The organism is Methanospirillum hungatei (assembly GCF_019263745.1).
Lineage (GTDB): Archaea > Halobacteriota > Methanomicrobia > Methanomicrobiales > Methanospirillaceae > Methanospirillum > Methanospirillum purgamenti.
This window is the reverse complement of the sequence record NZ_CP077107.1, coordinates 951,523-978,298: the sequence shown is the minus strand read 5'-3', so window position 1 is coordinate 978,298 and position 26,776 is coordinate 951,523. Positions and strand designations below refer to the sequence as shown.

The following is a 26,776-nucleotide window of genomic DNA, read 5'->3' as shown; positions in this document are numbered from 1 at the left end:
AGGTGACAATGAACCAATATGTGGTTTTTCTTTTTTGTTCCCTCTTTGTCTTTGGGTTTGTCTGTGCTGATACGGTCTCTTCTTCTATTGTCTGCTCCGGAGCATCATGGGTCTCATCATCTGTCCTTGGAAAGAGCACATCTCTTACACAGGACCTTTTTACCACCGATCCGGCTACCATCTTCAGAGAATTGGTTACCGGAGAACGGATCCAGGCAAAAGTAGTGGCACAATCAGCAGGTCCTATGGGGATTGATGAATATTCATCAGTCCGGGAACAAACCTCCAAAGATCCCTGGTTGTGTATTTTTGATAATGAAGGCAACCAGACAAAACGTTCCCATGAAACCTATGTTCTGGGTCTTATGCAACAGGGAGAATATTCTTCGGTAAGAATCCCTGCTCCGGAGGATATTTCACGGTATCTCATGGAGATAAATGGCTCAGGGATTATTCTGACACGTAGCTTTTCAGGAGATTCAAACCAGACGCTCACTCATGCCTCAGATGTAGCTGGAATAATGAATATTACAGAACTTATGCAATTTGGAGAAAAAGATGGCGATTGAATTGATAGTCAGTTTTGTTTCAGTTGTTATGTCTCTTGCATCCGGCATCTCGTCATTGATACTCTGGATCAGGTATCTGAAACCAGCCAGGAAGATTATCCGGACGGTGTGGAAAGATGATGACCTGAATGATGAGGGTGATCTGTACATCATCGGAGTATCTGGACGATTCGGATAGAAAACCTACATCTTTTTCTGAATAATTTCCCTGAACGAAGAATTCTACCATTCATTCTATGAAATACCCGAAACTTTTTTTGCTGAAAACTATCTCGTTCCTGGGTAATACGAAATAACTATTTTTAGCGCGATGTAGCACAGAATTATCAGACGATATGCATATACGGTATTTTATATGCATTTATGACACAAAAGTTTCAGACCAATCAGGTATCTTTTTATTTACGAATTAGTTATTTGTGTAAGACCCTTGTTCGTTCAGGGGAATAGGAGATTTCGCTTTAAAGAAAGTACTATCCTGGGTTTTCAGAAAAAATCTGAAAGAATCGCGGATTGCAAAAAAGTACGTATCCTGGTGATTTATGTGAACGATAAACACACAATTAAAAGAGGATACCCCCGCCCATTTTCATCGCTTGGAGGCTTCGGAAATAAAGCAGGGGTAATCGTAACATATGTTCTCATGAGTAAAGGACTTTATCCTCTCTTCAACTCCGGATGGAGGCCACATCTATGACTGCGACCTGGCAGTCGGGAAGAGCAGCAGAGTATGCAGCAATGACTGCCCTTCAAAAAGCTGGTTATTCTACTGAAAAAATTACTGGTCATAATCGTAGGTTTGATCTCATCGGGTGGAAGGAAAATCAGACTCTCTGGCTCGTTATCCGGTCAAGTAAACGGTTCACGACAAGTCATTTTCCTCAGGAAATTGCCACCTTGTCAGAGATGGTGCGATCCGGCTCTGCACCTGGTGAGATCCAGTTCTGGATTTATCGAAGACCAGGATGGACCAGGTACAGGATCCAGCCAGGTGGAGCATCCTTGATCACATGGAGGGAAGAATGAAGGCAGAATTGTCAGACGAGGTATTGTATGCCGTATATTCGGTTACAAGAAAACCCTCTTTCGTGGTTTCACGTCGGAAGATAGAAGATGAAATCCACAGAAATCCATACCTGTATCCTTGTCTTTCTTCTGCAACTTCGGTATCACGAAGAAGGGTTATTGGCACGGTGATGAATCGCCATTTCCCTGTATGGGGCTGCGAATTAAAAAGTCCCTGTCATGTAACCGCCTGGTCTCTCCCCTGTGAGTTCCCGGGTGTATTACGGGAGATTGAAGATGTCTCGTGCTGATTTCATCAGACAGACCTGTGAGATCCTGTATGCACCCGGACAGGTTGTAGAGGTCAGGGCGTTTCGAAAACACGGGATTTCATCCGGATACTTCACTGATTATGCAAAACTTGCAGAAAAGGTCCAAATCCTGGATAACGATCCTGAATACTCCGGAATATACATAACCCTCAATGAAATTAATCCTGACCTGCTTGCCAGAAGGGCGAACCGGATAGAGATGAGACTTGGTTTGTCTGATAAGACCACTTCTGATGATGATATCATCACAAGGCGATGGTTTCCAATCGACATTGATCCAAAGCGTCTATCCGGGATCTCTTCAACCGAAACGGAACATGAACTGGCAGCTGGAAAGGCAAACAGAATCAGAAAATTCTTGTCTGAACGGGGGTGGCCTGATCCGATCGTTGCAGATTCCGGAAACGGTGCCCATCTTCTCTACCGGATCTCTCTTCCGAACGATGCAGAAAGTCTGATCCTGGTAAAAAATTGTCTATTCGTGCTATCAGCCTTTTTTTCAGATGATCAATCAGATGTGGATACCTCTGTTTCCAATGCTGCCCGGATATGGAAACTCTATGGGACAGTCTCCCGGAAAGGTGATTCAACGAATGAGCGTCCACATAGAAGATCGGAGATTCTCTTCGTTCCAGATGATCTTCGAATTGTTCAGCCCGATCTCCTGATATCCCTATCATCACTTCTTTCACCAGCATCGATGGAAGGGAGATCTGCTGAAAAAAAGAAGAAAGGAACAGCAATTCCTGACCTTGGCTCATGGCTTCATATTCATGGTATTTCCTTTCGGGAAAAGGAGTTTTCCGGGGGAAGACTCTTTATCTTTGATGAATGCCCCTTTTCATCTGCACATAAGGACGGAGCATATGCCATACAGTTTGAAAACGGGGCGATCTTTGCTGGATGTCACCATAACTCCTGCGGAGGAGGAATACAGCGGTGGCAGGAACTCAGGCAAAGGTTTGAAGGCCCACGTTCCGGAAAAAAACGAGATTATGAGGAGCATCTGAAACAGATTGCCCGGGATCGTGCACAGGCAAAGGCAGAGTATTATGGAGATCGGCCCGAGTTTTCTCACCGGACAGAGGAGGCTGATTCTCCTTCTGAAATGACGAAATATGCAGAGACTGCATTAGAAATTTTAAGGACGACAAGTCCGGTTGAGTACATCCTGAATTCTTTTGCCAAAGATCATGAAGGAGATACCGTGCTTGTTCAATGCCTGATTATGTCGTTTGCTTCCCGGTCGGTGGTGAATTCAAACGGTCTTCATGTCCTGGTCACCGGAGAGTCCGGAAAAGGAAAAAGCCATGCATTTGACACGATGATACGGCATATTCCTCCTCACTCCCGTCTTGATGGGCGGATGAGTGACAAAGCCCTATTTTATGTGGAAGATCTCAGGGCAGGGACTGCAATCTGTCTGGATGATGTTTCTTTATCTGAAACCATGCAGGAGACTCTGAAAGGAGTGACGACCTCTTTTCAAAAGCCGTTTGTGTACAGGACGGTAAATAAGGACCGGAAAGGGCAGGTTTGTATTATTCCGGAACGGTGTGTCTGGTGGGTTGCAAAGATGGAGGGAACTGGTGATGACCAGGTGTGGAATCGTATGCTGACCTGCTGGATTGATGATAGTCGTGAACAGGATGAAAAAGTGCTTGCACGAGAGCTTGCCTGTGCCGAATGTCTTCCGGATGATGCAGCCATCACCACTGATGAGGTCCTCATTTGCCAACAGATATGGGAACTTTTGTCACCGGTGTATGTTGTGATTCCTTATGCGAGAAATATCCGGTTCTCCTCATCAACCAACAGAAGAAATCCGGGAATGCTTCTTGATCTGATCAAATCAATTGCATGTCTTCATCAGTTCCAGCGTGAACGGGTTGAAACAGACGGATTTACTGTGATTTATGCAAATATTGATGATTTTGAGTATGCCAGCAGGATGTATGCGGCACTCAATGGCGAGTCTGGTGGACAGATTACGAAACTGACCAGAAGTGAATCAGCCCTTATCAAGGTCTTTCGAAGTGGCAAACAGGAATGGACGGTTGCAGAACTCTCAAAGGTTACCGGAACAGCAGAACAAACCATCAGAAAACAGATCTGTGGGTACAATAGTTATGGAAAGAGTTATTCAGGTCTGCTGGAGAAATGTCCGGCAATTTCATTTCTTGACCGGACCAGTGTTGATGACGAAGGCCGAACCAGAAGACGGTGCATGTGTTTTGTCTGGGATGATGAGGTGTACCAAAACTGGATCTCCGGGAGTGGATGCTGGCTTGATACTTCTCATACTTCTGATAAGAATCAGGATACTGATCCGGATGGTGATGATGGACCGGAGAGCGGGAAGGCGGGAGCAGAACTTCAGGGGACGGGAAGTTCCGCCCTATCCGGTGAGGTTGATGTGAACGCAGAATCTGAAAATACTCCTGATAATAAAATTAATTTTTTTAATTCTCCCTTAGGACGGGAGAATGAGTGTGTATATGGGAGACCAATGCCTGATGGTTCTCATACTTCTGCGGATTGTGCTCCCGCCCAAGAGAGTTCTGAAGAGTCATCAACACAAGTATCACCCGTGATTTCTGAATCGGTTCTGAAAATCACCGGTCGGGAGATATGTACCTCTCCTCATCTCCCGGATGATTTCCCGCCTGATTCGAGAGAACATTTGATGCTTCCTCTCTCTGCTGTTGATCCAGAAGGTTTTGCTCTGTTGCCTGGTATTAGAACTGGTCCTTGTGATGTCTGTGGAGGAAAATGGGTTTTGTACACTGAGAAAATTTCTGGTAGAATGAAAGAAGAAGGGGAGGTTTCTCATGTCATCTGTCAGAGGTGTTATTCAAAGGCGGTTGCTCGGGTCAGTCTGTCATATGTGACACTTCCGGGAATGGTCAATGTTTCAGGTATGATTCGGGCTGATAAGGACTATGGCCGGTGCAAAATCTGTGGGCACGGAGGAGTTTCGTGGTATGATCATGAGACAAAGACTGGTATCTGTGATCTCTGTTATGCCCGGGAACAGGGACGAATGCGGGTGTAATCTGATGAAATTCGTAATTGTGTCAGAACGTCCGAGACCTTCTGTCAGGTATGAGAAGGTCGGACGGCTTCGTCCGGGTGAAACCGGAGAGATCGAGGTTATCCTGGATGGTCATGGGGTGATTCGGACTATTCCGACCGGTGATTTTGTCCTGGTTCTCAATGGTCTTTTTCTTCCGGACCTGGAACTTTCGGAGTCTGGTAACCGGATTGTTATCTCGGGAAAGTATACGGTTTTGGTAAAACAGGTCAGGGGAATGATCCGGGACTGGCCGAAGAAGAAGGCTGCTTTGTTTATCCGGGAGGAGAGATAAAAAATTTGGTGAAAAAAGTCAGGCCAAAATTAACAATTATATTTACGATTTAAAACAAGGTACCTTCATTAAAACTCTCTGAAAAAGCTTTTGAATGAAATATTCCAGAGAATTGATGGTTTAATATTAAAATTTGAATGAGCGATTTTATCCTTTAAACCAGCGTTCTTTCGCCCTTTATTAAGGAGATTTTCTGGTAGATCATCTCCTAATAATTTTTTGAGTTAATGATCTGGTTAATTTCTTCCTTTAATTCCGGAAGCTTGTTTTCGATTACATCCCATAGTATTTCTGTATCAATTCCAAAATACCCATGAATAAGAATATCACGAAATCCCGCTATTGACTTCCAGTCTGTTTTCGGAAACTGTTCCTTTATATGAGTGCTGATGCTTTTTGTCGCTTCTCCAATAATTTCAAAATTACGGATAACAGCATCAATTCTCATTTGGTCGTTTGAAAAATCTTCAAATGAATTATCTCCTACATATTTCTGAATATTATTAATGGCCTGCATAATATCCGATAGATAGAGTAGTTGTTCCCTAGGCATACACGACTTCTTTTAGTATTGGATCACGGATGAGTGGTTTTAAAGCATCTACTGTGACAAGATCCACCTTTCGATGAAATATTTCTTCAAGGTAAAATTTTATTCCCATGAAATTGTCAAATGTTTTTTTTCCTTTCTCAAATGTTACCAGGACATCGACATCGCTATCCTCTCGTTCATTACAATGAACAAAAGAACCGAAAATTCCGATTTTTTCAACTCCGAACCTTTGCTTAAGTTCTGGTTCGTGTATGCGAAGAAGGGCGAGAGGATCCATAATTTACAATCAAATATCAACTGTGCTATTATTTGGTTATATGCATGTATTGATGTATTTGTTTTTACACATGGATTTATCCTATATAATCGCATTCTTTAATCTGGCGTCCCTTCAGGACTGTTTTTCTACAAAAACGCACAATCAAATTTTATCGATAATTCTTTCAAATATAAATATGTATATAATATAACATATGACTTTCTGGATTAGACCAGATAGTTAGTACATACAATGAAGTTCTTTCAGTGATCAGGATTTAGAATATCCTCCGTATGACTGATAATATTCTAAAACCTTTTTCATGGGACTATAATTTTGAGGAAGGTCAAACGTTGTTCGAACGGTCAATGATATCGAGCGATACAGAGTAGAACACCCATATTCGTACATCCGGTCAAGAAGCTGACCAAAAAGATCATCATTGAGAGTTTCAGGATCAATCTCCTCGCCAACGAGATAGGTCAGGTCGATACCCACGAAGGCTTCATGGATACAGGAAAGGGCGACCTTTTTTCTGGAAGGGACAAAAACTGAAAGAACCATGATTTGAGCCAGAACCCTGGGGCTGTATTTCCATTGGGCAGGATCCCAGCGTAGTCTTTCGTTGATGATTTCCTTGAAATGAAGGCGGTTGAGGTATGAAGCAATTACGAGGAGGGAGAAAGGAATGATGAGTGAATTATCCTCCTTTTCATCAGAGATTCGTCGCAATTGATCGTCAAAGGATTGTTTGGTCCGGGTTACCTGGGCCGGTTTGGCAGTCCGCTTACTTGCAGAAGTGTGTCGACATGACATTCTCCTTAGTTAATATTATATTCTGAGATATATATGTAAGATTTTATATATTGGGCGATGAACGGTTTTCATAAATTATTTGACTTTTTTATGGAGGGTGTGGAGTGGGAACTGCAATGAGTCTAACCCTGAAAAATTCTTATCTTTTATCATACTATGGTATGGCATGACGGCATACATGGAATGAAGTATTAATCCTGAAAGGCCCTATATGAATTATCTATTAGAATATGTTAACAATGTCCAGATGGTGAAACTTGAGATATGATATCTAATTTGTCAATAGAGAATTTTAAATCAATTAAAAAACTGGGTCTCAAATGCAGGAAGGTAAACATATTTCTTGGAGAACCAAATACTGGTAAATCAAATATTTTGGAGGCTTTGGGGATATTAAGCTGGTGCGGTCAGAGTGACTATAAAAAAAATAAATCACACTTATTAAACGATTGTTCAGGTTTTCCCTCATATCCTCCGGAAAAACAAAAATCATATGGAGTTCATCAAATACCGGGAATATTCTCATATGTCAGGTTTGAGAAGATGCAAAATCTCTTTTTTAAATATCAGATTGATAATCCTGTTTCAATCTCTATTCGTGAGTCTTCTAACTCAATTACCAATTCCCACATTCAGAATGTTATTATCACCATGAATGGCGATGAATGCAAGGTAATTCATTGTGAAGGCAAGGATGAAGATGAGATCGAGAAATCATGTGACGGAAGAGAAGTATCAATAATGAGTTCATCCGGGAATATTAAAAATGAAATAAACAGTGTTCCAGGGTTAAATTCAATCTTTTTTTACAAATTTGTTGATCTGTATGAATTCCCGGATTCTTCAAATGCTCCGCTCAAGTCACCATTTGGACAAAACCTCTTTTCCGTTGTCATGTACGATAAAAAATGTTTGGAAATTATGAAGGAACTCTTTTCATCCAATGAATTTAAATTTGTTCTCAAACCTGGAGAAAATAAGTTTGAATTCCAGCAGGAAGAGGACAATATCGTCTATACCTATCCATACCGAATTTCTTCAGATACCTTACGACATGTTGCTTTTTACACGGTAGCAATAGCTTCTCAAAAGAATGCAACACTTATTTTTGAAGAGCCTGAATCTCATACATTTCCCTATTATACAAAATTCCTTGCCGAGCAAATCTGGCTTGATTCGAGTAATCAGTTTTTCATTGTTACTCATAACCAATATCTCCTTTCCACATTGATTGAGAAAGTCAGAAAGGAAGATATTGCAGTCAATATTGTTATACGAAAAGATGGAGAAACCCAGGTGATACAGCTTGGTCCGGACCAGATCTCTGAAATGATTTGTACTGATCCGTTTTTTGACCTGGATTCTTTTTTGGAGAGTAATGAGTGATTGCGACGGAATGTAATCCGGATACCTATCTTGTACACAAGGTTTTTGGTGCTTGGAGAAAAAAATGCAATCATCAGGGAAATAAAGGGAAAGTCATTAATTTCGTTGTGAATAATCCCGGAACCATTGGTATGATCGATGAAGATCCCGATAGTAATCAACCAGGTATTTTATCTTCAGTAAATATTATTGAAGGATGTGGCGATTTGACATTAATGGAGATGAAAAATGGTTCATATATCATTCAAATCTCTCCAAGACTTGAGGATTGGTTTTATAAGCGGGCAAAAGCCAATAAGATGGATCCGAGTGAGTTTGGCCTTCCCCGGGATCCGAATAGCCTTCATTCAATACCTCATTATGAAGAAAAAAACGGATTTCAAAAATTCATTCATTCTCTGGTCCAAAAGGACCATGAAATGAGAACGTTGAAAAAATGGATAACCGATAATATTTAAACAGGTCAAATGTTCAATTCCATATACGGGTAAAAATAATGTATGGTGGTTTGGGGAATGATCCGGGACTGGCCCAGGAAGAAGGCTGCTTTGTTTTTAGTGGTTTAACCAAACGAAATTTTTTTTATTGGTATGCTTCTGCAATGAGCCGAACGCTGAAAAAAACTCAGGTGATGCAGGTTGGTCCGGACCAGATCTCTGAAACGATTTGTACTGATCCGTTTTTTGACCTGGATTCTTTTTTGGAGAGTAATGAGTGATTGCGACGGAATGTAATCCGGATACCTATCTTGTACACAAGGTTTTTGGTGCTTGGAGAAAATTTAAAACTAAGGAGTCTCACTGACTCCCCTGTTAAACTGCATCTCCTTCTCGAGTCGTCTGAACCCATCCTCCTGGAACCCATACATAGTATCTCGAAGTTTCGGTTTGTGAATTCCATATTGCGATTCCGGTTTGTCCATTGATGACGGTCCATACATAACTCTCCGATGAGCTAATATCAGGCCAGAGTGATTCATCGCAGTAATATGGATGATCACATGTTGGGCCTTCTACTGTTGAGGGAGTCTCCTCTTCTACATTAGAATTATCCGGTTCTTGAGGTTCTACTTCAGGTTCAGAATTAGTGGGGTCCTCATTTTCATACTCTTCTTCTGGTTCCTGATACACCGGTTCATCTACATCATCTCTGTTAGTATTTTCTGATGGTTCATAATTGTTTTCTGAAGTATCTCCAGTTTCTGGATATAATATGTCACTTTTTGAAACATCCATCTCTCCCCCGGCAGTTACGTCTTCAATTATGAATGATGTTGGATCAAACTCAACATTATGCCCATCTTTACTTCCGTGGTATAATCCATCACTATCGTTATACGTAAGAAGGATCCCGAAGATTTCAATAGAAGTTAATCCATTGATCATCGTGCTCGTTGGAGTAGATTCTACTTTTGTGGTATCTTTTGTTGTTTGAAGCTGATCAATTTCGGTAATAAATTCTGATATTAAGTCTGGGTTATTTTCAACAGGGGGATCAGCAATACAATTTCCTGAACTATCTTCGGTATACTCGCTTGTGCATTCACATCTTTCAGTATTCGTGTTCCAGTACTTTTTTGAACCACACTGAGGCGGTACACACCCGTCTGTTTCTTTATCGTATACAAGTCCGCCGGTCTGGCATTTTTTTACGCAAGATTCGCTATCCCAGTATTCATCATCATTACACGTTGGCAGGCACCCGCCTGGTGGGACTGGATTTCCATCCGGACATAATTTGTCTACACATTCTTCCTTCGTGTCATCCCATTTCTGGGTAAATTCATCACATTTGGACTCACATTCCCCAAATGAATTAAGAAATTCTGAATTTTTGCAACATTTCCCCCGTTCGTCAGGTGTTGTTCCATCAGGGCATACACAGGAGTCAGATGTACTGTCATATACTAAACCACCGTTACATTCTTTGACCGGACATGAACCATCCGATTCAGGGATTGAACCGTCAGAACACAATTTTTCACATTTTTGTGTCTTCTTATTTCGATATTCACCATCCTTACAGGGTACCGGACAGGTATCATCAGGTGGTAATGTTGAAGACAGCTGAACCAGATGGTCTTTTACCTCCTGGAGTTTTACACGAAGCGATGTAAATCCATCCTGATTTTGTGATTCTGTATTCGAAACATCACAAACCATTAATTCACTTTCGGAAATAATAGTATTCAAATCAGATTCGAGTGATGTCAGTTCACTTTCAAGTTCATTCTGATATTCTTCACATATTCCTTCTAATTCCAGGTTATATGTGTTTATATCATTCTCTAATTGAGAAATATCAGAATTGAGTGAATCAAAATTCTGTTGGCATGAGAAATATCGCTCGTTATATATTACGGTGAATTTATTGAGAGGATCCCGATATTTATTCCGAATCTGTTTTATGTATTCATCTTTATTATTCGTAAGATCTTTCTTTAATGAAACCATTAATTCGTACTGATACCGGTTTTCAAATTTATCTCTGACTTTTTTTGCCACTTCCTCATTCGTTAATCCTTTATATGCATCTTGCGAGGTGAAAATATTGTATCCTCCTCTTACTTGACCGATTGAATAATCCAGAGCATTAACCGGCTCATTTCCACCTTTTCTTTCGGAAACATAGAGGTTGTACAGTTCTTCAGCATAGGAAGGGATAATTAACGTATCACGGACTTGTTCGCTCCGATCAATCAATTCCTGAACATAACATGCCGCTTTTAATGGAGTTGGGGGCAGGAACTTTGCAAAAAAATCCTGCCCGTTGCATATCCATTCAGAAACCTTCTTGACAGAACCGACATCATCAGTGCTGTCCATAAGAGAGGTATCAAATTTGGGAAGCTCTGTATTAACGACTGAATGATAATCTTTAATTTCTTTGTTTAAACTCACTAACTGGTTCCGGAGATCTGGATCTGAATGTAACACTTCAGTCATTAAATCTTCTTTGTAAACAGAAAATCCAAACCCACAATCATTCTTGAGTGTTTTAATAATCTCTGAATCCTCAAAAACACCAGAGATCGAACCAGCAGAACAAGGTGAAATAAACCAAAAAGAAAGAATTACAAGCAATAAAAGAATTCGAATAATATTTTTATAACTTACTCCATGTGTAGACGATATTCGTTTTTTATCGGTCATACATTACTTTAGGATTATTAGTTATAATAGATATCTACTTACCCATGTGGATTACAAGTGATATATGACTCTATATGGGTGCTGATGTTTTTTTTCCTTTCTAAATATTATTGATAACTTGTATAATATCTGATAGATAGAAGTTGTTTCCTAGGCATACATGACTTCTTCGGCTCTTTGTCGTTTCAAGTGGGTATGTCAAATTTAAGTTGGCCATGTCTCAAGTAGATCATCGTCATAAAATTCTCATCATTACGGTATCCTCTTGCATTTCTTTTCAAGGCTTGAATCAAACTATAAAGACCCTCTTATAGACCATTTTATGCTGTTTAGAAAAATTCGTAATAATCCCATCCCAGTGGCTTTTAAGTGTTTTTACTACCTTTACCCAGGATAAATCCGGGAATGAATCGCCCAGAATATAGATCCGCAAAAACTGAGATATTTTCATGCCCTTTTCTTCGTGAAGTTTCATCAACTCCAACAGAAGTATTGTTACAAAAATCAGTTTTTCCATTTCCTCTTCTACATAGTGGGTAATAACTGTCCAAACTCGCTTATCACGAAATCCAAGTTTTTTGCGATTTGAGATATTTGCATTGTTTGTGCTAATAGAACCAATATCGCCTATATAAAAAGTGTGAATCCACTTTTTTCTCTCACCCAAGGAACATTTACTTCTCTAACACCGCATTTTGAACAAATTATCCAAGGGATCCTACCATGAAGATATGTTTGGTGTTCGAAAAAATCTAAATGGCGCCAGGTCCGCGTTTTTGTAACATGAATAGGATAATCTAAAGTATTACATTAAGGGCATGCAAACTTTGAACTTTCAGAAAAATCAACCCAAATATCTAGTCTTCATTCTGCTTCATTAAATTTTAAAGATGAGATTATCCAAGGAGTCGTGAGATGAAGGGCTGGACGAAATAATTCTTCAGCAATAGTCATAATTTCTTCATCCGAACAACATCATACCAACTGAAACTGACGAAGAGCTAAAAAATAAATATTTTTCAGATGATTTTACTAGTTAAACAACCAAATATTCAAAGAGAATGAGAATAATACTTGAACTTAAGAATAAACAAGATCAAAAAAATATATCTCTTGAATATCATAAATTGCAGGGATTTATCTATTCAATCATCAAAGACTCAGGATACACAGGCATACATGATAAACGGGGATATAAACCCTTTTCATATTCAAATATGTTTCCTTATCAAAACCAGAGAAAAGATGAAATTTTAAAGATAATTTTTGCCACTCCTGGAATTCAACTAGGTGAGTCAGTTTATAAAACATTAGAAAAACGATTAAATTCGCTTATTCACATTGGAGATTGTGAGTACTATCTTTCAGATCTTAAACAACTAAATTTAGAAATTCATTCATTTCCATTCCGGATTGTGGTAAATACTCCTATAATTCTCAGAATTCCTGAATATAATTATGATCTCTATGATATTCCAGAAATAGAGCGTAAACCTCGCTATATTTATTGGCGTCCAAATGTCCCTTTTTCTACTTTTATAAAACAGCTTACGGAAAATCTTATAAAAAAATATAATGATTTTTATGGGACCGAAATCGATAATATAGAACTTTTTGAGAAATATTACTATAAGAAGATGGTCCATTCACGACTAATTATTGATGGTAAGAGTTATGGGTTTGCTGCGAGTATTTGGTCATTTGAATGGAGCACATTAACAGCGATTCAGAAAAAAATTATTAATTTTGGCCTTGATGCAGGTTTTGGAGAACGAAATAGTATGGGATTTGGATTTGTTAATCCAATTATTAAAGATCACCAGAATTAGATGAAATTATATTATTGAACTATCACTGGCGGAGAGTATCAAACCAAGGTGTGAATCATATTTAGCGTCAATAAATAGATATTCTGATTCATTAGATACTCTTCCTTCAATTTTTAACCTGTAAAACTGACCTTTGGATAAAGGTAGAGTATATTTCATTATTTCAAAAAAATTACCCTCTTCAACTGCCATTTTAACTTCTGTTAAAAATTTATTGGGGATAACCTCGATAGAATCAAATAGTTTAAAAAAATCTGACTCCTTTCGATCATAATTCTTAAGGGGAACTATTTCATTTAGGACATCGGTAAACATATGATATGTATTTTCAAATTCTTCCTGTTTTTCTCCGAATCCATCAGAGTATACACAGTCAACAATCCTTTGTAATTCCCATTCATGAAGATATTCAATCTCTGATAGGACAGAAAGAGTTTTTTGGACCTTTTCAGGATTGTAGATAAATTTGTCTGAATCACTTCCCTGTCTAAAAACATATACTGGACAAATCCCCTTTTCTTTTTTTCGATTTACTCTTCCAAATCGTTGAATCAGAGCATCAATAGGGGCGGGTTCCGTAAAACATATATCATAATCAATATCAAGAGAGACTTCTACAGTCTGTGTTCCGACAAGTAATTGGAGAGGTGGGTTTTCATCTTCCGTTATTTCTCCGGTAATTATTATGTTTTCTATTTCTTCCCTGTCTTTCAGAATAAATTTAGAGTGAAGAAGAGCAGAATTAATATGAGGAGAATATAGTTCATTATAAACGATCTGAGCTTGTTTGACTGTGTTACACACAACCAATACTCGTTTTTTTCTCTGAATGGCCGCCTTAATATATGAAAGATTATCAAGAATAGTTCCATCTAGTATGAAACACCTATGTCGTAAATATTCATTCTGCTCGTTTTTTTCCATCGTTATAATTTGGTTGATATCCAGATCCTTTTGAAACATCGAGCTTATAAAAGAGGGAAGAGTTGCAGACATGAGAAGTATCTTTGCATCGAGTTTATTTTTTAGGAATGAACACATACCTAGAATAAGTGCAACAGTTCGTGGTTCATAAGAGTGAATTTCATCAAAAATAAAGATACCCTGATACATTTCGAGTAGTCCCATTTCATACCCTTTAAGAGAGAAAAAATGTCGAATTGCCTGAAAGGGTGTCATTATTTTATATGGGCTACAAATCTGGTGGGATATTTTTGCTAAGTGGAGTGATGTTTTTTGATCTTCATACATTTGAGAAAGAAAATACCCTGCTCGACCATGAAGTAATGAAATAAAGTCCTCTGATTGATACCAGGGATGAAATTTCTTCCTTAAACGAATATACAAAGCATTAATACTTGCAGTGTACGGCAGAGTAAAAAAAATTCTATTACCTTTTGTTTGATTAAGGTTATTTGTTGCCCAAAAAAGAGCTGCTTCAGTCTTTCCTGAACCTGTTGGTGAGATGAGAATTGCGTTACCGATTAGATTAAGGCATTTTTCTTGTATTGAGGTTCTTTTTTTGAACGTATAGACTTCCTCCAAAGAGGGTAATGGTTTAAGTATTTCCTTAATCCCTCCTGATGCAAGGTAATCAGAAGCATTAATCATACCCTTACCCATAATGCCGATACGAAAAAACCAGTTTTTAAATTTCTCGTTTTTGCGTAGAGATTGACTTAGACCGATCAGAGTATCTTCCCAATCATCGTTGGTAAAGTGTTTTTGTTCCGAAAATGATGTTATTTTAAGGTTATGATCACTGAAATATGTGATGCAATTGAACAATTCATCAAAAAAAATATTAATCTCTTCCTGATGGACAACAATAGATTTCATATGTTCAGAAAATGGCTTACCAAGATAATCGAGGGTTTCAGAATAGGGGATTAGTCCATCAAGATCTTTATGGTGAGTTAATACGAGGGTTTTGATGATGTCCCGTTCACTTTCTTTAATGTTTAAAAGATTTACAAAAGGAGTCGATAATATCTCATGTCGATAATGGTTCCATTCATTAGGTAGTCCTTTGAGGTATTTTTGAAATTCTTCAGATGATTTTCCTACATCGTGGAGAAACAAAGCCTGGAAGACGACTTCATAAAATGAAATAAAATCCGTATATTTATCGAGATCCGGAAAAATATCAATTAATTGTTGATAAATATTCAGACAGGATAGGGTATGTTCAACAAGTGTTTCCCCATTACTTTTTGCGAGGATTTGTGTAATCATGCAGGTATACACCACAATTTCGTTCTGGATCATATAATCCATATGGAATTGACTGAGGAGAGTCTAAAATTAAAAATGTTCTGACATCTTGTGGTTTTCTTGTTGATTCATCAGTAAAAAATGTTGGAAGTGAGACTACCTGACCCGGAATGGTACCATCAAAGGGAATCATGGTGTTCGAGAGGGTGACGTCTTCAGTCTCTTCGAGATTTATTCGAGAGATTTTGCGAACATATGCTAGATCAGCTTGTCTTCCAAGAACCAATGGATAATTAGGATGTTTCAGGTAATATTCAAATTTGAAGTCATCAAGATAAAGGTTAAGGGTACAGTTGAAGAGGAATTCACGAGTTATGATGTTACTCTTCTGGAAATGAACCGGTTTAGTATTTGTTCCCCCTCCATATTCATAGATTTTCTCCAAATCTGAACCTTTTCCATCAGCGTAAAAATCATATCCTATCCTAAGAGAATTTGGTGATACTGTATCTCCTTTTGCCGCTGATAATAGACCAAGTATTGTGGATACTGGGGGAACTGAGTAAGTTGGGTGATATCCTACAATAAACATTGGATATCGAAATGATGCGGTCAATGCGGTTATTTCAACGCGGAGGAGTTCCATTATTATGAAGAGAGAAGTTTCTCCGAATTCTCTAACAGCTCTTTGGTAAAGAGATCAATAGCCTGAGCAGGAGAAGATAATGTTAATTGTATCCCCGCAGGAGGTTTATAATGTTGCAATTCTTTATCTTTTTCAGTTCCAAATCCGCTGAACCATCCGATATATACTCCCGTAAGGAGATCATCCTTATAATCTGTGAGCACTTCCGTGAGTGCATCAAGGTTTATTAGTCCATCTTCGTAGTTGTTGTGGGGAAATACATCCATGAAAATGTTATTTCCGCTATTTACTGCACTGAGAATAATTGCTTTTGGAGTGACATCGGTGTGGTGGAGTGTTTGCATTGCCCCTCCGGAGAGGTATTTTAAAGCAGAAATAGTATCCAGAATTCTTTTTATTCGTATGTCATCATTAAGACGGAATTTATTCTCTGAACCTATTCTTAAATTTTGAGAGTCATATTCTCTTATCAAGTCATCTGATAAATTTTTACTTCCTGGTTTATCAATTGCAGTAAATGTTCCGGCTGAATCGATGTCTAGGGCAAAAATCCCTTTGAGAATATTACTGTAGAATTGATGATTAAAAAGAACTGGATTGCCTTCAAATTTTCGATTCATTACACCAAAATCAGAGTTTGGCGATATGGGCAGGCCAATAAGTGGAGAACATTTTAAAGGAGATACACGAGTGACTGTGACATTTTGGGTTTTTTTCTTACCTTCGATCTCTACTTTTCTTGCTGACATATAACCGAACAAATCATCATCGGGATATACGAGAGGATCAGCGAATGTTATGGCTTGATTGTCCCCAATTTTATTCACAGGGGAACATTCCCAAGAGTATTTTTGTTCAAGGACATTTCTCCACCAGAACCTGAGTGCTTGAGCTGATACATATGGCCTTCTTCCTTCAGGTGACTGAATGGTTTTTGTTGCGACCTCGTTTTCATTTCCTGATCTTGTATCAATCCCTTTATTATTTAGGGCAGAAAATGGTGCATTTATAAGATATGTTCCTACAATTGTTTTCATTTATTATTCCTCAGAATTTGATTCAATCTCTTGTTCACTATCTTTTGCTAATATATCATGGAGTTGTTCGTACAACCTCACTACAATAAGATCACGGACTTCAGTCCAACCACGGTAATCTCCAGGAATTATTACTCTAGTAAATTGATCAAAATCAATCATTGGTTCTGTTTTTCCTAATTTCTGCCAATCTACCATTGAAAGACGAATCTGGTTTCTAAACTCTTCACTGGTTTTTGATGAAACAATTGCGTTTACTCGTTTTTTATTGTTTTTTAAACGGATTGTTTCTGCTATCTGGTCAGCACAGAATTTGATGTCGTTAATTCTTTGTTGGTTCATAAATCGTACCTTTTTACAATATTCTTCAACTAAATCCCATGGAAGAATTGATGTTTTAGATTGATCATCTTTGAATGCCCAGATGATACTTGTATTAGCCAATAGAGATGTATGAATCCGGTTTTTACTCGTTTTCCAAATTGGAAGAGAGTCTTTTTGTTGATTTTTAAGAGAATAATACCTTGAAAGAAGGGTGTACCAGTTTTTTTTATATTGTGGGGAATTCATTACAGAGGAAACAAATGAAAATACATTTGAAGGAAGGTGATAAATTGCTATTCCTCTTGGGTTCTGATTATAGTTATCAAGATGATATAATACGATAGATTCATCTTTTGAACATATACCTTCAATTACGTATTTAGAGCCGAATTTATAGGCAAGATTAAATAATGCATTTTCTGGATTTTTAAAATCTTCAGAAAATAATCCTGATTTTTCTTTGTCAAAAAATTCTCCTGAAGTTAACCGTGATTTTAAAGTTGTGATTATTTCTTTACCATATTCATATATTATTTTACTATTTCCAGAGCTAATCAGACAAGGCTTTCCTCCAGCTTTATAGCAGATTAGAGGAGCGAATTGTATCGCTAAAACACATCTGGGACAAACATTAATACCATCCTGGAAAGAGGGAAAAAAATTTGAAAAAAGTGATGATCCTGCGAGTGGTATTTCTGTTTTCGCATAAAAGGTATCATCAGAAGGCTTTCCGCAAAATTGACATATTTTATCGAATTTTTTTGATGGAGTTACTACTTCTGAAATCAGATTCAAAAGAAAACTCTTTGATGCTCCTTTCTTATCTTTTAGAGAAGCATTTACATATTTACTATTAGGAAAGATAGAATAGAGTTCTTTTGTCCAGGCGGGAGTCATATACCATTCTAATAAAATATCCACCGCTTTTGCTAGATCCTCATTTGAACATTTTTCAAATGATTTACCACACAAAATCTCTATTGCAATAATTCCTGCTGTGACGAACGGATCTTCTGTTGTATTAAAAGAGTGTTCTGGACTTTGCTGCTGATAACCACCAAATGATGACTTCAGCATTGGATTCATACATTATTGTAAATTCGTAAAATTAAATTAATCTTTCGAATTAATTGTTTCATGGATCTTGTCAATGGTTATCTTCCATCAGGAACTGAAATTCAGTATTATGCAATATGTCATACAAAATTGTGGTTATTTGCACATTATATTAGAATGGAAGATAATTCAGATGATGTAATAATTGGAAGAATAATTCATGAAGATTCATATAAGAGAGAGCAGAAAGAGATAATTATTCATGATAAAATTGCTCTTGATTTTGTAAAAAAGGGAGATACTCTAGTTATTCATGAAGTGAAAAAAGAGTATAATCTTGTAGATGTCCATCGGCTGCAACTCATGTACTATCTTTGGTATTTTCATCACATTCTTGAAATATGGCCCGTAGAAGGAATTATTAATTATCCAACACATAAAACACAAGAAAAGGTAATGCTCAATGACCAAGATGAAATGCTCATTCCTGAAATAATCTTAAAAATTGAAAAAATTGTTCATCAATCATCGGTACCAATTCCAAAAAAGATTCGTCCATGTTCTAAATGTGCATATTTTGAATTTTGTTGGGTGTAAAAATGAGGAATTTCTATTTAATTAAAAATGGGGAATTGATTAGAAAACACGATACTCTTTATTTTATAGCTAAAAAAGAGCCTGCTAATTCAAATGAGGATTTTATTCTTGAAGATGATACAATTGAGTCTTTTTGTGAACTGGATGACGAATCAACAAAACCAGAATATGAAAAAAAGGCTCTTCCTATTGAACAGATTGATGCAATATTTCTTTACGGGAGGATCTCACTCACATCTGGAGCGATAGGTCTACTGGCAAAAAAACAAATTCCTACTCATATTTTCAGTTATTATGGGCAATATCTATCAACAATATATCCAAAAGAAACCTTATTATCTGGAGATTTGCATGTTAAACAAGCTCTTCATTATGCAAATTCAAATGAGCGTCTTTATCTTGCAAAACTTTTCGTCAAGGGGAGTGCTGCAAACATTTTAACGAATATTCGGTATTATGAGAGACAAGGAAGGGAAATCAGCCCTATTCTCTCTTCTATTAAAGAGAGGATTGATGAAATCGAACATATGAGTTCGATAAATGAATTAATGGCTCTTGAAGGTAATATCAGACTACTATATTATTCTACATTCGATGCAATTATGCCGAGTGAATTTTCATTCAAAGAAAGGACGCGCAGGCCACCTCAAAATCCCATGAATGCTATGATTAGTTTTGGAAATTCTTTGGTTTATGGTGAAATCATTACTGCACTTTATCATACCCAGCTAGATCCTACCATTTCTTTTCTTCATGAACCTAGTGAGCGCAGATTCTCTCTTGCTCTTGACATTGCTGAGATATTTAAACCTTTAATTGTGGATCGTTCAATTTTCAAACTTGTAAATAAGAAAATGATATCTGCAGATGACTTTAATCAAAATATTGGTTCCTGTCTATTAAATGAAAATGGCCGAAGATTGTTTCTTGAAGAATATGAGTCAAGACTTCAAACAACGATAAAACACCGTTCTCTTCACCGGAAAGTTTCTTATAAGCGACTTATGTATCTTGAGTGTATCAAAATTGTAAAACACCTACTGGGCCTTAAAAAATATGAACCATTTGAAATATGGTGGTAATTATCATGTTTGTTATTGTGGTATATGATATCAATGTTGATCGGGTCGCAAAAGTGTGTGCATATTTAAGGAAATATTTATACAGGGTTCAAAATTCAGTTTTTGAAGGAGAAATCACCAAAGGACAATTTGCAAGGATGAAGAGTGGTCTTAAATCTATTGTCGTGGATGATGAAGATACAGTAAGGATTTATATCCTTCCTCATGATAATGTAGTAGCGATTGAATCAATTGGAAAAGACATATCGGAGTTTTGCCAGATTATTTAACGTCGTGGATCTTTATATTCCAATAACATTATCTTTGATCAACGACAACATGTTCAAATTAGCCCCTAAATTTTACTTCAATAATGAAATTGATGAATATTTCGGGCTGTGTTCAAAGTTGACTAAAGTAGGATTGAAACCGTAACAGCCGCCTGGCGTCGGACTCCCGGATCCTGGTTCAAAGTTGACTAAAGTAGGATTGAAACAATTACTCGACCGTATGGATCTCGAACTGCTGCAGGTGTTCAAAGTTGACTAAAGTAGGATTGAAACTCGATAGCCGTGCAGGTGCCGACCTGCATCCCCGGAAGTGTTCAAAGTTGACTAAAGTAGGATTGAAACAATGTAGATTGAACTGTTTTCGGGATCTATCTAAGAGTTCAAAGTTGACTAAAGTAGGATTGAAACACTCATACGACCACTGGGTATACTCATTGCCCATGTCGTGTTCAAAGTTGACTAAAGTAGGATTGAAACTGTTTTAGCTCCCTGCAGCATGAACGTCACGTCGTGGTTCAAAGTTGACTAAAGTAGGATTGAAACTTACATCCGCAATGGTTCCGGTTCCGTCGCGTTTTAGTTCAAAGTTGACTAAAGTAGGATTGAAACAATACAGGCCAGGTTTGTGGCCGCTGCGAACCCAGGTTCAAAGTTGACTAAAGTAGGATTGAAACAAAAGTGTAATAACAACTATTACAGACGCACAAGGGAAGTTCAAAGTTGACTAAAGTAGGATTGAAACTATCAAACTGGATATTATGTGTGTTCACATGTGTGGTTCAAAGTTGACTAAAGTAGGATTGAAACAAGATGGTCGGAGTTACAGAAGGAATATCCATACTTGGTTCAAAGTTGACTAAAGTAGGATTGAAACGGAGCAGCCCCGTGTTTTCCGTGACGGTTGAATGATGGTTCAAAGTTGACTAAAGTAGGATTGAAACCTGCAATTGCAGCAAATGTTGGAGTTGAATTTGGTTCAGGTTCAAAGTTGACTAAAGTAGGATTGAAACATTGATATCTTATTTAATGTAGATACTGAAGATGAAGTTCAAAGTTGACTAAAGTAGGATTGAAACTCGTTGATTTTTATCGCTTTATCTGTCAGTGATGTGAGTTCAAAGTTGACTAAAGTAGGATTGAAACCTCTCGAACCGTGCAGCAGTTGACCATTACGAGGCAGGTTCAAAGTTGACTAATGTAGGATTGAAACCTGGTCCTATACCAAGGATCACTTTTCTTGATAACCTCAACCTGTCCATCATCATCCGGCCGTCATATCTATCCATGAGATTACGGCAATTAATGAATGCCCCGGAATCCAGGGGATGAATCCGCAATACATAAACCCAGCAATCGCTTCCGGAATTCTTCCCATCTCCATAAGACTACAGGCTTTGTTGAACCAGATCTCATCATCATTCGGAATTACCTACAATGCCCGGTCATACAACCGAAGAGCATCCTCCTGAAGTCTAATGCCGGAAAGGCACAACCCGGCGAGGTAAGGACCATGAAAGCCCGGAGAGAGATTTATCGCTTTCGAAAAATTCAGGAAATGCCTCTCCATACTTTTCTTCATTTAAAAATATGGTCGCATATTTACACCATAATGCTGCATCAAAAGGTATTTCATCGATGGCATTTCTGAATATCTCCCTGGCCTCATCCCTCTTCCCGTCCTTTGCAAGCTGAATGCCCCGCTCGGTTACTGTTTCTTCTTGTATGTTTTAAACTCCGTTATTTCCCCTGCACAAGGGTGCAAGTGTGAAAGTGGGGGGTTAGGTGAGTAGTTTATGGCGATGGTTCGAATTTTGTACTGGGGGCATACCAAAGGTCGATGGAGAAGGGATGAATATGCTCACATGAGTATATTGAGCTTTGTGTACATATGGCTTTTAGATTTTGACAATTAGTGAAAAATATTTTTAATTTTCATCTTATTATTTTTAAAATAGTGAACCTGGTTCGAATTCAGGTTTTACAGAAATGATGATATGAGTAGAAATTGATAAAGTAGTAATAATTTTATTGATTCTCAAAATGTCTTTCAGGCAAAACGATGATAATATCGGAATAATGTTACAGTAACTCATCATAAAGGAGGGATTGAATATATGATCGCGATTAAACAAATACCAGTATCGCAATCCGTATGGGATGAAATAGTGGAATTAAAAGAATCAAATCAGACTTTTGATGATCTTCTTTCACATATGGTTGACTTGGAAAACAAAAACCGTTTGATGGAAGATATGAAAAAGAAGGAGGATGAAGGAGAATTTGTAAAGATGACCTTTGAGTCATAGAATCCTCATTGAAAAGTCAGCACTTTCTTTTCTCCATTCACTCCTGAAAAAACTCAAAGGATAATCTCAGAAAAACTACAATCACTCAGAAATAACCCCTATCCTTGTATAGATGGAGATAAAGAATTATTACATCTTTCTGGGGATTATCAATTATATCGACTTCATATTTCCAGGCAATACACCTAATTTTACCGGATTGATTCTAATAAGATGATTGTGAAAATCCTGGACATTATGACCATTGAAAAAGCACATAAAAAGTATGGCAGATTGTAACTTCTCATACCGTTCGGATACATAATTTGAGAGTAAACTGTTAATTCATCGTGCTTATGAAATTCCGGATGAATCATTTTCTAACACTCCACTCTTTCGGGTTCTCCTTATTCACCGTATCCATACCAACGGTTAATGAGTATCTGACCAGCATCTTCAAGAGTAGTGAATTGAACTGTGAGGTAACTATTCGGAAATTGCTGATACGGATATATTCTGTTCTTTTTTCATAAAGAGGTCTCATTCTCAACAATTTGAACCAGTTTTGCGAATTGGTAGATAGACGGATTTCTTCCTTTTCCTTCCTGGATTATCTCAATAATACCTGCATCCCGAAGCTTGAGAAGGATTCTCTTTCCGGATTCAGGGGGGATTTGTGATATCTCAATAAAATCTGAAGAAGACACAATTGGTCTTTGAAAGAGTGTATCTATAACAGCGATTGAATATTGAGATCTGATAACCTGTGGAATTATATTTTTCATCTCATCGTAGAGGGCTACGATCTGCGATGAACGGGTGATGTTTATGAATGCCTGGTCCCGGATAGCATAGAGAAAATAGGATATCCATCCATTGAGATCTCCGGATTGTGAGATATGCAATAACCGGTTATAGTATTCTTCCCTCGTTCGGTCAAAATACGCACTAATGTAGAATGAAGGATATGAAAGAAGGTCTTTTTCCATGAGAAAGAGTGGTACAATCATCCTTCCAATCCTGCCGTTCCCGTCACAAAATGGATGTATAATTTCAAATTGTCCTTTGAGAACTGCAAGCTGGACGAGAACATCTTTTTCTGGTCCAAGCAGGTAATCCTCCCAGTTATGAATCATTTCGGGGAGGAGATCAGGTGGGGGTGGGATATAGGTTGCTTTTTCAATAGGAGCCCCAATCGGGCCGATGTAGTTCTGAATGGACCGGACACTTCCGCCAAATGAACTTCCCCGCACTCCGTCCAGAAGAATCTCATGAAGAGATAGAATGAGATCCCAGGAAAGATGCCCTGTCATCATCTGCTCCTGTGCATGACTCAGGGCTTTCTGATAATTCATTACCTCCCTGATATCCTGCCTTTTTTCATTTGATACGGCGGATTTCCCTGCTTCAAAAATTAACAGGTCTCTCATTGTTGCCTGTGTCCCCTCAATACGGGAGGATATCACTGCCTCCTGAGTAATGAGCGGAGTGAGCAAGAGATCCGGGTTTTGTATACTCCGGAGTAATCCGTCAAACCTGGCGAGAGCAGCGTTTGCCGATCCAATCAGAGGAATATGACGAATCCAGTCAATATCTAATGGAGGAAGCGGGTCTGGGATAAAGGGTTCAGCTCTCATATATGGTGGAGTTTTGTGGGTCACCAGATACCAACAAACAGGGTTGTGGATCATGGAGATGGGATCTGATACCTACAAAAGGCGATGCCTTTATATGATGAAGATAGGTTCTCGATAAATAAGAACTCATCGATAGGAAGGGAGATGCTGAGAAAAATGTCCCGGGAACAGGATAATGTATGATGATCCTCATTCAAATAAGGAATGTGGGATTATTCAGGTATCTTTTATGCGAAACCTTCACAAAATTCAGGCTGGAAGAGGTGTTAATACTCCAGGAATACCTGAAATTCCTCCTGTCGTGTTTGAAGAGCTCCTGGTTAATGCTCTTGTGCACCGGGATTATCTGATAAGTGCCCCAATACGGATTTTTATCTTTGACAACCGAATTGAGATAATCAGCCCGGGCAACCTCCCGAATAACCTCACCGTTGAGAAGATTCGGAAAGGAAACTCAAATATCAGAAACCCGGTTCTGGCCTCGTTTATTGCGAAAGGACTACTTCCGTATCGTGGTCTTGGTTCAGGAATTAAGAGGGCGTTTGAACATTGGTCCGCTCTTGATCTCATCGATGATCGGGATGGATGTCTTTTCACCGCGATTATTTATAGGAAAGAAATAATCACCGGATAATCAGAAAGCCCAAAATTTGAAAATTAATTCCGTTGTATATCAGTGCTCATTCATCAGCAGATTCTTTTATTCCAACTTCCCATCTCTCAATATTCCGTGTCTCCGGATTGAAGACAATTCCTATCTCATAAATCTTTTTTGATTCACAGGCATATTTCTCTGCATATTTCCGGTCCCGAATCTGTGCAAGCGGGCTTTTTTCTCCGGATGCATCAATTCCCATAACCTTAAATTCAAAGATCCAGATACTGCTCCTTGTTTTGACAGTCAGGTCAATTCTTCCTTTATTCGTAGTATCTTCAGGAATAACCTCGTATCCAAGACTTGCAAAGTATGTATAAACCACACTTGCATAATATCCTTCAAATCCGGAAATCTGATTTTTTCGATAATTGTCCGAAGGAATGGATGCAAAAAAAGAATGAAAAAGATCACGTAATACATCTGTGTCGCCTGATTCCAGAATGTTTCTGATAGTCGGGGCTGGAATCTGCTCATTATTATCCTGAATAAGAGTGAGTATCTGTCGGTTAAATGATTCTCTAACCTCCCGGTTTGGAAACCCGAGAGTATACCACGTCCCCTCATAAGGGTTACTGACAAAGGATCTGATAGTCAGGTATCCTGCCTGGAAAAGGAGTGTTTCAGTCCGGATTTGTTCTGGATCAAATGATCCCAGGAGATCATCACCGGCGATGAGTCCGTCATATTCTGCCGGAAGTCGGGGTTTTGACTGCCAGAGTTTAATAAGAAATGTAGGCGTTCCGGTTTCAAACCAATAGGGTCTGAAGGTTTTTTTCGAAAAGAGAAGCAGGATGTCAAAAGGATTGTAAACTGATTCACCTGTCCACGAATATCCATTATACCAGTCTCTGACTTCATTCGGATTAAAATCTTTAAGATAACCGGCAAAAACGGTCTCAAGATCTGTCTGGGTATACCCACATAAAGCCGAATATCGTGTATCAATGGTGATATCATCAAGATTATTCAGACCTGAAAAAATACCAGTCTTTGCAAACTTGGAGACACCGGTGAGAAGAACAAATTTCAGATATTTATCAAGAGGTTTTATTGCTCCATAAAAATCTTTCAGGTGATCTCGTAATTCTAAAACCAGAGTGGGATCTTCCAGATTGTCAAGGATTGGTTTGTCATACTCATCCACAAGAATTACGACCTGACTGGAAGTTTTTTGAAAAATTTGTGGAACCTGCGATAATAACCGGTCTCCAATGGAACCAGAAGTCTTTTCCAGATCATATGTTTTCTCCCATGAATCCAACAATTTTCCAATCCTCTCTTTAATATCAGAAACTGATCTGAGAGAACCTCCGGCAAAATCTATTCGTAATACCGGATACTGCATCGAAAAATCCCACCCGGATTCAGGTGAGTCCAGGAACAGTCCGGAAAAAAGTTCTTTTCTACCGGAAAAAGCACAATCTATTGTATCAATAAGCAGGCTTTTGCCAAAACGCCTTGGTCGGGATAAAAAATAATATTTCCCTCCATCCACAAGTTCTGCAATGAAGGGGGTTTTGTCAACATATGCATATCCTCCGGTAATTATCTCTGAAAATGACTGAATACCGATGGGAAGTTTTTTGAGATGCATCATGGTCATGATTGTGGATGGTTAGAAAAGATTATTCTGGTTTTGTAATTCGACGAGAGATATATGTATATATGTTTTGTATTATGATACCTGTTTTGATTATACTTT

General features: G+C 38.3%; 29 protein-coding genes and 1 CRISPR repeat array. Of the genes, 16 read left to right on the top strand and 13 right to left on the bottom strand.

Translation table 11 applies throughout. The features are described 5' to 3' along the window. Positions 1 to 8 precede the first annotated feature (8 nt). The 6 genes from KSK55_RS04570 to KSK55_RS04545 all read left to right on the top strand — a co-directional run bounded on the left by KSK55_RS04570 (position 9) and on the right by KSK55_RS04545 (position 5,274). The gene (locus tag KSK55_RS04570) at positions 9 to 569 is read left to right on the top strand and encodes a hypothetical protein (protein WP_218608359.1); all 561 of its coding nucleotides are present in this window, start codon (positions 9 to 11) and stop codon (positions 567 to 569) included. Beyond that, positions 559 to 747 carry a hypothetical protein gene (locus KSK55_RS04565; protein ID WP_218608358.1) on the top strand — a complete coding sequence of 63 codons (189 nt, stop codon included), beginning with the start codon at positions 559 to 561 and terminating at the stop codon, positions 745 to 747. The genes KSK55_RS04570 and KSK55_RS04565 overlap by 11 nt, the downstream gene beginning before the upstream one ends. 515 nt (positions 748 to 1,262) lie before the next feature. Further along, the gene (locus KSK55_RS04560; protein ID WP_214419009.1) at positions 1,263 to 1,595 is read left to right on the top strand and encodes a hypothetical protein; all 333 of its coding nucleotides are present in this window, start codon (positions 1,263 to 1,265) and stop codon (positions 1,593 to 1,595) included. Next, on the top strand, positions 1,592 to 1,885 hold the full coding sequence (locus KSK55_RS04555; protein ID WP_218608357.1) for a hypothetical protein: 294 nt from the start codon (positions 1,592 to 1,594) through the stop codon (positions 1,883 to 1,885). Before KSK55_RS04560 ends, KSK55_RS04555 begins: the two co-directional genes overlap by 4 nt. Further along, positions 1,872 to 4,961: a hypothetical protein gene (locus tag KSK55_RS04550; RefSeq protein WP_218608356.1), complete on the top strand. Its 3,090-nt coding sequence runs from the start codon at positions 1,872 to 1,874 to the stop codon at positions 4,959 to 4,961. The genes KSK55_RS04555 and KSK55_RS04550 overlap by 14 nt, the downstream gene beginning before the upstream one ends. A gap of 4 nt (positions 4,962 to 4,965) precedes the next feature. Then, positions 4,966 to 5,274: a hypothetical protein gene (locus KSK55_RS04545; protein WP_218608355.1), complete on the top strand. Its 309-nt coding sequence runs from the start codon at positions 4,966 to 4,968 to the stop codon at positions 5,272 to 5,274. Between the two features lie 208 nt (positions 5,275 to 5,482). Here the strand turns inward: KSK55_RS04545 and KSK55_RS04540 are convergent, their stop codons facing one another. The 3 genes from KSK55_RS04540 to KSK55_RS04530 form a co-directional block, all read right to left on the bottom strand. Then, positions 5,483 to 5,827 carry a HepT-like ribonuclease domain-containing protein gene (locus KSK55_RS04540; protein ID WP_218608354.1) on the bottom strand — a complete coding sequence of 115 codons (345 nt, stop codon included), beginning with the start codon at positions 5,825 to 5,827 and terminating at the stop codon, positions 5,483 to 5,485. After that, the gene (locus KSK55_RS04535; RefSeq protein ID WP_218608353.1) at positions 5,820 to 6,104 is read right to left on the bottom strand and encodes a nucleotidyltransferase family protein; all 285 of its coding nucleotides are present in this window, start codon (positions 6,102 to 6,104) and stop codon (positions 5,820 to 5,822) included. Before KSK55_RS04535 ends, KSK55_RS04540 begins: the two co-directional genes overlap by 8 nt. A 252-nt stretch (positions 6,105 to 6,356) precedes the next feature. Continuing rightward, positions 6,357 to 6,902, bottom strand: coding sequence for a DUF4277 domain-containing protein (locus KSK55_RS04530; RefSeq protein ID WP_218608352.1), 546 nt, complete (start codon positions 6,900 to 6,902; stop codon positions 6,357 to 6,359). 264 nt (positions 6,903 to 7,166) lie between these two features. Here KSK55_RS04530 and KSK55_RS04525 point away from each other — a divergent pair, with 264 nt between their 5' ends. The 3 genes from KSK55_RS04525 to KSK55_RS04515 are packed head-to-tail and all read left to right on the top strand — an operon-like array spanning position 7,167 to position 9,006. Beyond that, complete coding sequence (locus KSK55_RS04525) at positions 7,167 to 8,288, top strand: AAA family ATPase (protein WP_218608351.1); 1,122 nt, start codon at positions 7,167 to 7,169, stop codon at positions 8,286 to 8,288. Beyond that, on the top strand, positions 8,285 to 8,746 hold the full coding sequence (locus tag KSK55_RS04520) for a hypothetical protein (RefSeq protein WP_218608350.1): 462 nt from the start codon (positions 8,285 to 8,287) through the stop codon (positions 8,744 to 8,746). The genes KSK55_RS04525 and KSK55_RS04520 overlap by 4 nt, the downstream gene beginning before the upstream one ends. A 38-nt stretch (positions 8,747 to 8,784) precedes the next feature. Then, positions 8,785 to 9,006: a hypothetical protein gene (locus KSK55_RS04515; RefSeq protein WP_218608349.1), complete on the top strand. Its 222-nt coding sequence runs from the start codon at positions 8,785 to 8,787 to the stop codon at positions 9,004 to 9,006. Between the two features lie 94 nt (positions 9,007 to 9,100). Here the strand turns inward: KSK55_RS04515 and KSK55_RS04510 are convergent, their stop codons facing one another. The 4 genes from KSK55_RS04510 to KSK55_RS16690 form a co-directional block, all read right to left on the bottom strand. Then, entirely contained in the window at positions 9,101 to 11,440 is a 2,340-nt protein-coding gene (locus KSK55_RS04510) for a hypothetical protein (protein ID WP_214419004.1), read from the bottom strand. Positions 11,441 to 11,625: 185 nt separating this feature from the next. Further along, positions 11,626 to 11,721, bottom strand: coding sequence for a hypothetical protein (locus KSK55_RS16695; protein ID WP_372238744.1), 96 nt, complete (start codon positions 11,719 to 11,721; stop codon positions 11,626 to 11,628). Positions 11,722 to 11,729: 8 nt separating this feature from the next. After that, positions 11,730 to 12,107 (bottom strand): hypothetical protein, encoded by a 378-nt coding sequence (locus KSK55_RS04505; protein WP_218608348.1) that lies wholly within the window; start codon positions 12,105 to 12,107, stop codon positions 11,730 to 11,732. After that, positions 12,068 to 12,229, bottom strand: coding sequence for a transposase family protein (locus KSK55_RS16690; protein ID WP_218608872.1), 162 nt, complete (start codon positions 12,227 to 12,229; stop codon positions 12,068 to 12,070). The genes KSK55_RS04505 and KSK55_RS16690 overlap by 40 nt, the downstream gene beginning before the upstream one ends. A gap of 272 nt (positions 12,230 to 12,501) precedes the next feature. Between KSK55_RS16690 and cas6 the strand changes: the two genes are divergently transcribed. Then, complete coding sequence (gene cas6 / locus KSK55_RS04495; protein ID WP_218608347.1) at positions 12,502 to 13,269, top strand: CRISPR-associated endoribonuclease Cas6; 768 nt, start codon at positions 12,502 to 12,504, stop codon at positions 13,267 to 13,269. Between the two features lie 6 nt (positions 13,270 to 13,275). On the opposite strand, the gene cas3 is transcribed toward cas6, so the two are convergent. From cas3 to cas8a1, 4 genes are read right to left on the bottom strand one after another with little or no spacing between them, the layout of a single operon-like run. Continuing rightward, the gene (cas3, locus tag KSK55_RS04490) at positions 13,276 to 15,504 is read right to left on the bottom strand and encodes a CRISPR-associated helicase Cas3' (RefSeq protein WP_218608346.1); all 2,229 of its coding nucleotides are present in this window, start codon (positions 15,502 to 15,504) and stop codon (positions 13,276 to 13,278) included. Beyond that, positions 15,476 to 16,129, bottom strand: a complete 654-nt coding sequence (gene cas5b, locus KSK55_RS04485) for a type I-B CRISPR-associated protein Cas5b (RefSeq protein ID WP_218608345.1) — start codon at positions 16,127 to 16,129, stop codon at positions 15,476 to 15,478. Before cas5b ends, cas3 begins: the two co-directional genes overlap by 29 nt. A gap of 2 nt (positions 16,130 to 16,131) precedes the next feature. Continuing rightward, a complete protein-coding gene (cas7i, locus tag KSK55_RS04480; RefSeq protein WP_218608344.1) occupies positions 16,132 to 17,166 on the bottom strand; it encodes a type I-B CRISPR-associated protein Cas7/Cst2/DevR in 1,035 nt (344 codons plus the stop codon). Positions 17,167 to 17,169: 3 nt separating this feature from the next. Then, complete coding sequence (cas8a1, locus tag KSK55_RS04475; protein ID WP_218608343.1) at positions 17,170 to 18,576, bottom strand: type I-B CRISPR-associated protein Cas8b1/Cst1; 1,407 nt, start codon at positions 18,574 to 18,576, stop codon at positions 17,170 to 17,172. A 51-nt stretch (positions 18,577 to 18,627) separates the two neighbouring features. On the opposite strand from cas8a1, the gene cas4 reads away from it, so the two are divergent. The 5 genes from cas4 (at position 18,628) to KSK55_RS04450 (ending at position 22,800) form a co-directional block, all read left to right on the top strand. Further along, positions 18,628 to 19,143, top strand: coding sequence for a CRISPR-associated protein Cas4 (cas4, locus tag KSK55_RS04470; protein ID WP_218608342.1), 516 nt, complete (start codon positions 18,628 to 18,630; stop codon positions 19,141 to 19,143). A 2-nt stretch (positions 19,144 to 19,145) separates the two neighbouring features. Next, positions 19,146 to 20,225, top strand: a complete 1,080-nt coding sequence (gene cas1b, locus KSK55_RS04465; RefSeq protein ID WP_218608341.1) for a type I-B CRISPR-associated endonuclease Cas1b — start codon at positions 19,146 to 19,148, stop codon at positions 20,223 to 20,225. A 5-nt stretch (positions 20,226 to 20,230) separates the two neighbouring features. Further along, complete coding sequence (cas2, locus tag KSK55_RS04460; protein WP_218608340.1) at positions 20,231 to 20,494, top strand: CRISPR-associated endonuclease Cas2; 264 nt, start codon at positions 20,231 to 20,233, stop codon at positions 20,492 to 20,494. A 110-nt stretch (positions 20,495 to 20,604) separates the two neighbouring features. Further along, a CRISPR array of direct repeats spans positions 20,605 to 21,704; the repeat unit is 30 nt; unit sequence GTTCAAAGTTGACTAAAGTAGGATTGAAAC. 115 nt (positions 21,705 to 21,819) lie between these two features. Then, on the top strand, positions 21,820 to 21,963 hold the full coding sequence (locus tag KSK55_RS04455) for a hypothetical protein (RefSeq protein ID WP_218608339.1): 144 nt from the start codon (positions 21,820 to 21,822) through the stop codon (positions 21,961 to 21,963). Positions 21,964 to 22,608: 645 nt separating this feature from the next. Continuing rightward, a complete protein-coding gene (locus KSK55_RS04450) occupies positions 22,609 to 22,800 on the top strand; it encodes a hypothetical protein (protein WP_218608338.1) in 192 nt (63 codons plus the stop codon). A gap of 506 nt (positions 22,801 to 23,306) precedes the next feature. On the opposite strand, the gene KSK55_RS04445 is transcribed toward KSK55_RS04450, so the two are convergent. After that, entirely contained in the window at positions 23,307 to 24,416 is a 1,110-nt protein-coding gene (locus KSK55_RS04445; protein WP_218608337.1) for a Fic family protein, read from the bottom strand. Positions 24,417 to 24,645: 229 nt separating this feature from the next. Between KSK55_RS04445 and KSK55_RS04440 the strand changes: the two genes are divergently transcribed. Next, positions 24,646 to 25,050: an ATP-binding protein gene (locus tag KSK55_RS04440; protein ID WP_256664176.1), complete on the top strand. Its 405-nt coding sequence runs from the start codon at positions 24,646 to 24,648 to the stop codon at positions 25,048 to 25,050. Positions 25,051 to 25,096: 46 nt separating this feature from the next. Here the strand turns inward: KSK55_RS04440 and KSK55_RS04435 are convergent, their stop codons facing one another. Further along, complete coding sequence (locus tag KSK55_RS04435; protein ID WP_218608871.1) at positions 25,097 to 26,668, bottom strand: ATP-binding protein; 1,572 nt, start codon at positions 26,666 to 26,668, stop codon at positions 25,097 to 25,099. Between the last annotated feature and the right edge of the window lie 108 nt (positions 26,669 to 26,776).

Coding starts and splice junctions, on each gene's coding strand:
- KSK55_RS04570 (WP_218608359.1), top strand. CDS start 9: ATGAACCAATATGTGGTTTTTCTTTTTTGTTCCCTCTTTGTCTTTGGG.
- KSK55_RS04445 (WP_218608337.1), bottom strand. CDS start 24,416: ATGAGAGCTGAACCCTTTATCCCAGACCCGCTTCCTCCATTAGATATT.
- cas6 (WP_218608347.1), top strand. CDS start 12,502: ATGAGAATAATACTTGAACTTAAGAATAAACAAGATCAAAAAAATATA.
- KSK55_RS04450 (WP_218608338.1), top strand. CDS start 22,609: ATGATCGCGATTAAACAAATACCAGTATCGCAATCCGTATGGGATGAA.
- KSK55_RS04555 (WP_218608357.1), top strand. CDS start 1,592: ATGAAGGCAGAATTGTCAGACGAGGTATTGTATGCCGTATATTCGGTT.
- KSK55_RS04455 (WP_218608339.1), top strand. CDS start 21,820: ATGAATCCGCAATACATAAACCCAGCAATCGCTTCCGGAATTCTTCCC.
- KSK55_RS04535 (WP_218608353.1), bottom strand. CDS start 6,104: ATGGATCCTCTCGCCCTTCTTCGCATACACGAACCAGAACTTAAGCAA.
- cas4 (WP_218608342.1), top strand. CDS start 18,628: ATGGATCTTGTCAATGGTTATCTTCCATCAGGAACTGAAATTCAGTAT.
- cas2 (WP_218608340.1), top strand. CDS start 20,231: ATGTTTGTTATTGTGGTATATGATATCAATGTTGATCGGGTCGCAAAA.
- cas3 (WP_218608346.1), bottom strand. CDS start 15,504: ATGATTACACAAATCCTCGCAAAAAGTAATGGGGAAACACTTGTTGAA.
- KSK55_RS04510 (WP_214419004.1), bottom strand. CDS start 11,440: ATGACCGATAAAAAACGAATATCGTCTACACATGGAGTAAGTTATAAA.
- KSK55_RS04530 (WP_218608352.1), bottom strand. CDS start 6,902: ATGTCATGTCGACACACTTCTGCAAGTAAGCGGACTGCCAAACCGGCC.
- cas5b (WP_218608345.1), bottom strand. CDS start 16,129: ATGGAACTCCTCCGCGTTGAAATAACCGCATTGACCGCATCATTTCGA.
- KSK55_RS04545 (WP_218608355.1), top strand. CDS start 4,966: ATGAAATTCGTAATTGTGTCAGAACGTCCGAGACCTTCTGTCAGGTAT.
- KSK55_RS04515 (WP_218608349.1), top strand. CDS start 8,785: ATGTATGGTGGTTTGGGGAATGATCCGGGACTGGCCCAGGAAGAAGGC.
- KSK55_RS04550 (WP_218608356.1), top strand. CDS start 1,872: ATGTCTCGTGCTGATTTCATCAGACAGACCTGTGAGATCCTGTATGCA.
- KSK55_RS04565 (WP_218608358.1), top strand. CDS start 559: ATGGCGATTGAATTGATAGTCAGTTTTGTTTCAGTTGTTATGTCTCTT.
- KSK55_RS04440 (WP_256664176.1), top strand. CDS start 24,646: ATGCGAAACCTTCACAAAATTCAGGCTGGAAGAGGTGTTAATACTCCA.
- cas1b (WP_218608341.1), top strand. CDS start 19,146: ATGAGGAATTTCTATTTAATTAAAAATGGGGAATTGATTAGAAAACAC.
- KSK55_RS04560 (WP_214419009.1), top strand. CDS start 1,263: ATGACTGCGACCTGGCAGTCGGGAAGAGCAGCAGAGTATGCAGCAATG.
- KSK55_RS04525 (WP_218608351.1), top strand. CDS start 7,167: ATGATATCTAATTTGTCAATAGAGAATTTTAAATCAATTAAAAAACTG.
- KSK55_RS04435 (WP_218608871.1), bottom strand. CDS start 26,668: ATGCATCTCAAAAAACTTCCCATCGGTATTCAGTCATTTTCAGAGATA.
- KSK55_RS04540 (WP_218608354.1), bottom strand. CDS start 5,827: ATGCCTAGGGAACAACTACTCTATCTATCGGATATTATGCAGGCCATT.
- cas7i (WP_218608344.1), bottom strand. CDS start 17,166: ATGAAAACAATTGTAGGAACATATCTTATAAATGCACCATTTTCTGCC.
- cas8a1 (WP_218608343.1), bottom strand. CDS start 18,576: ATGAATCCAATGCTGAAGTCATCATTTGGTGGTTATCAGCAGCAAAGT.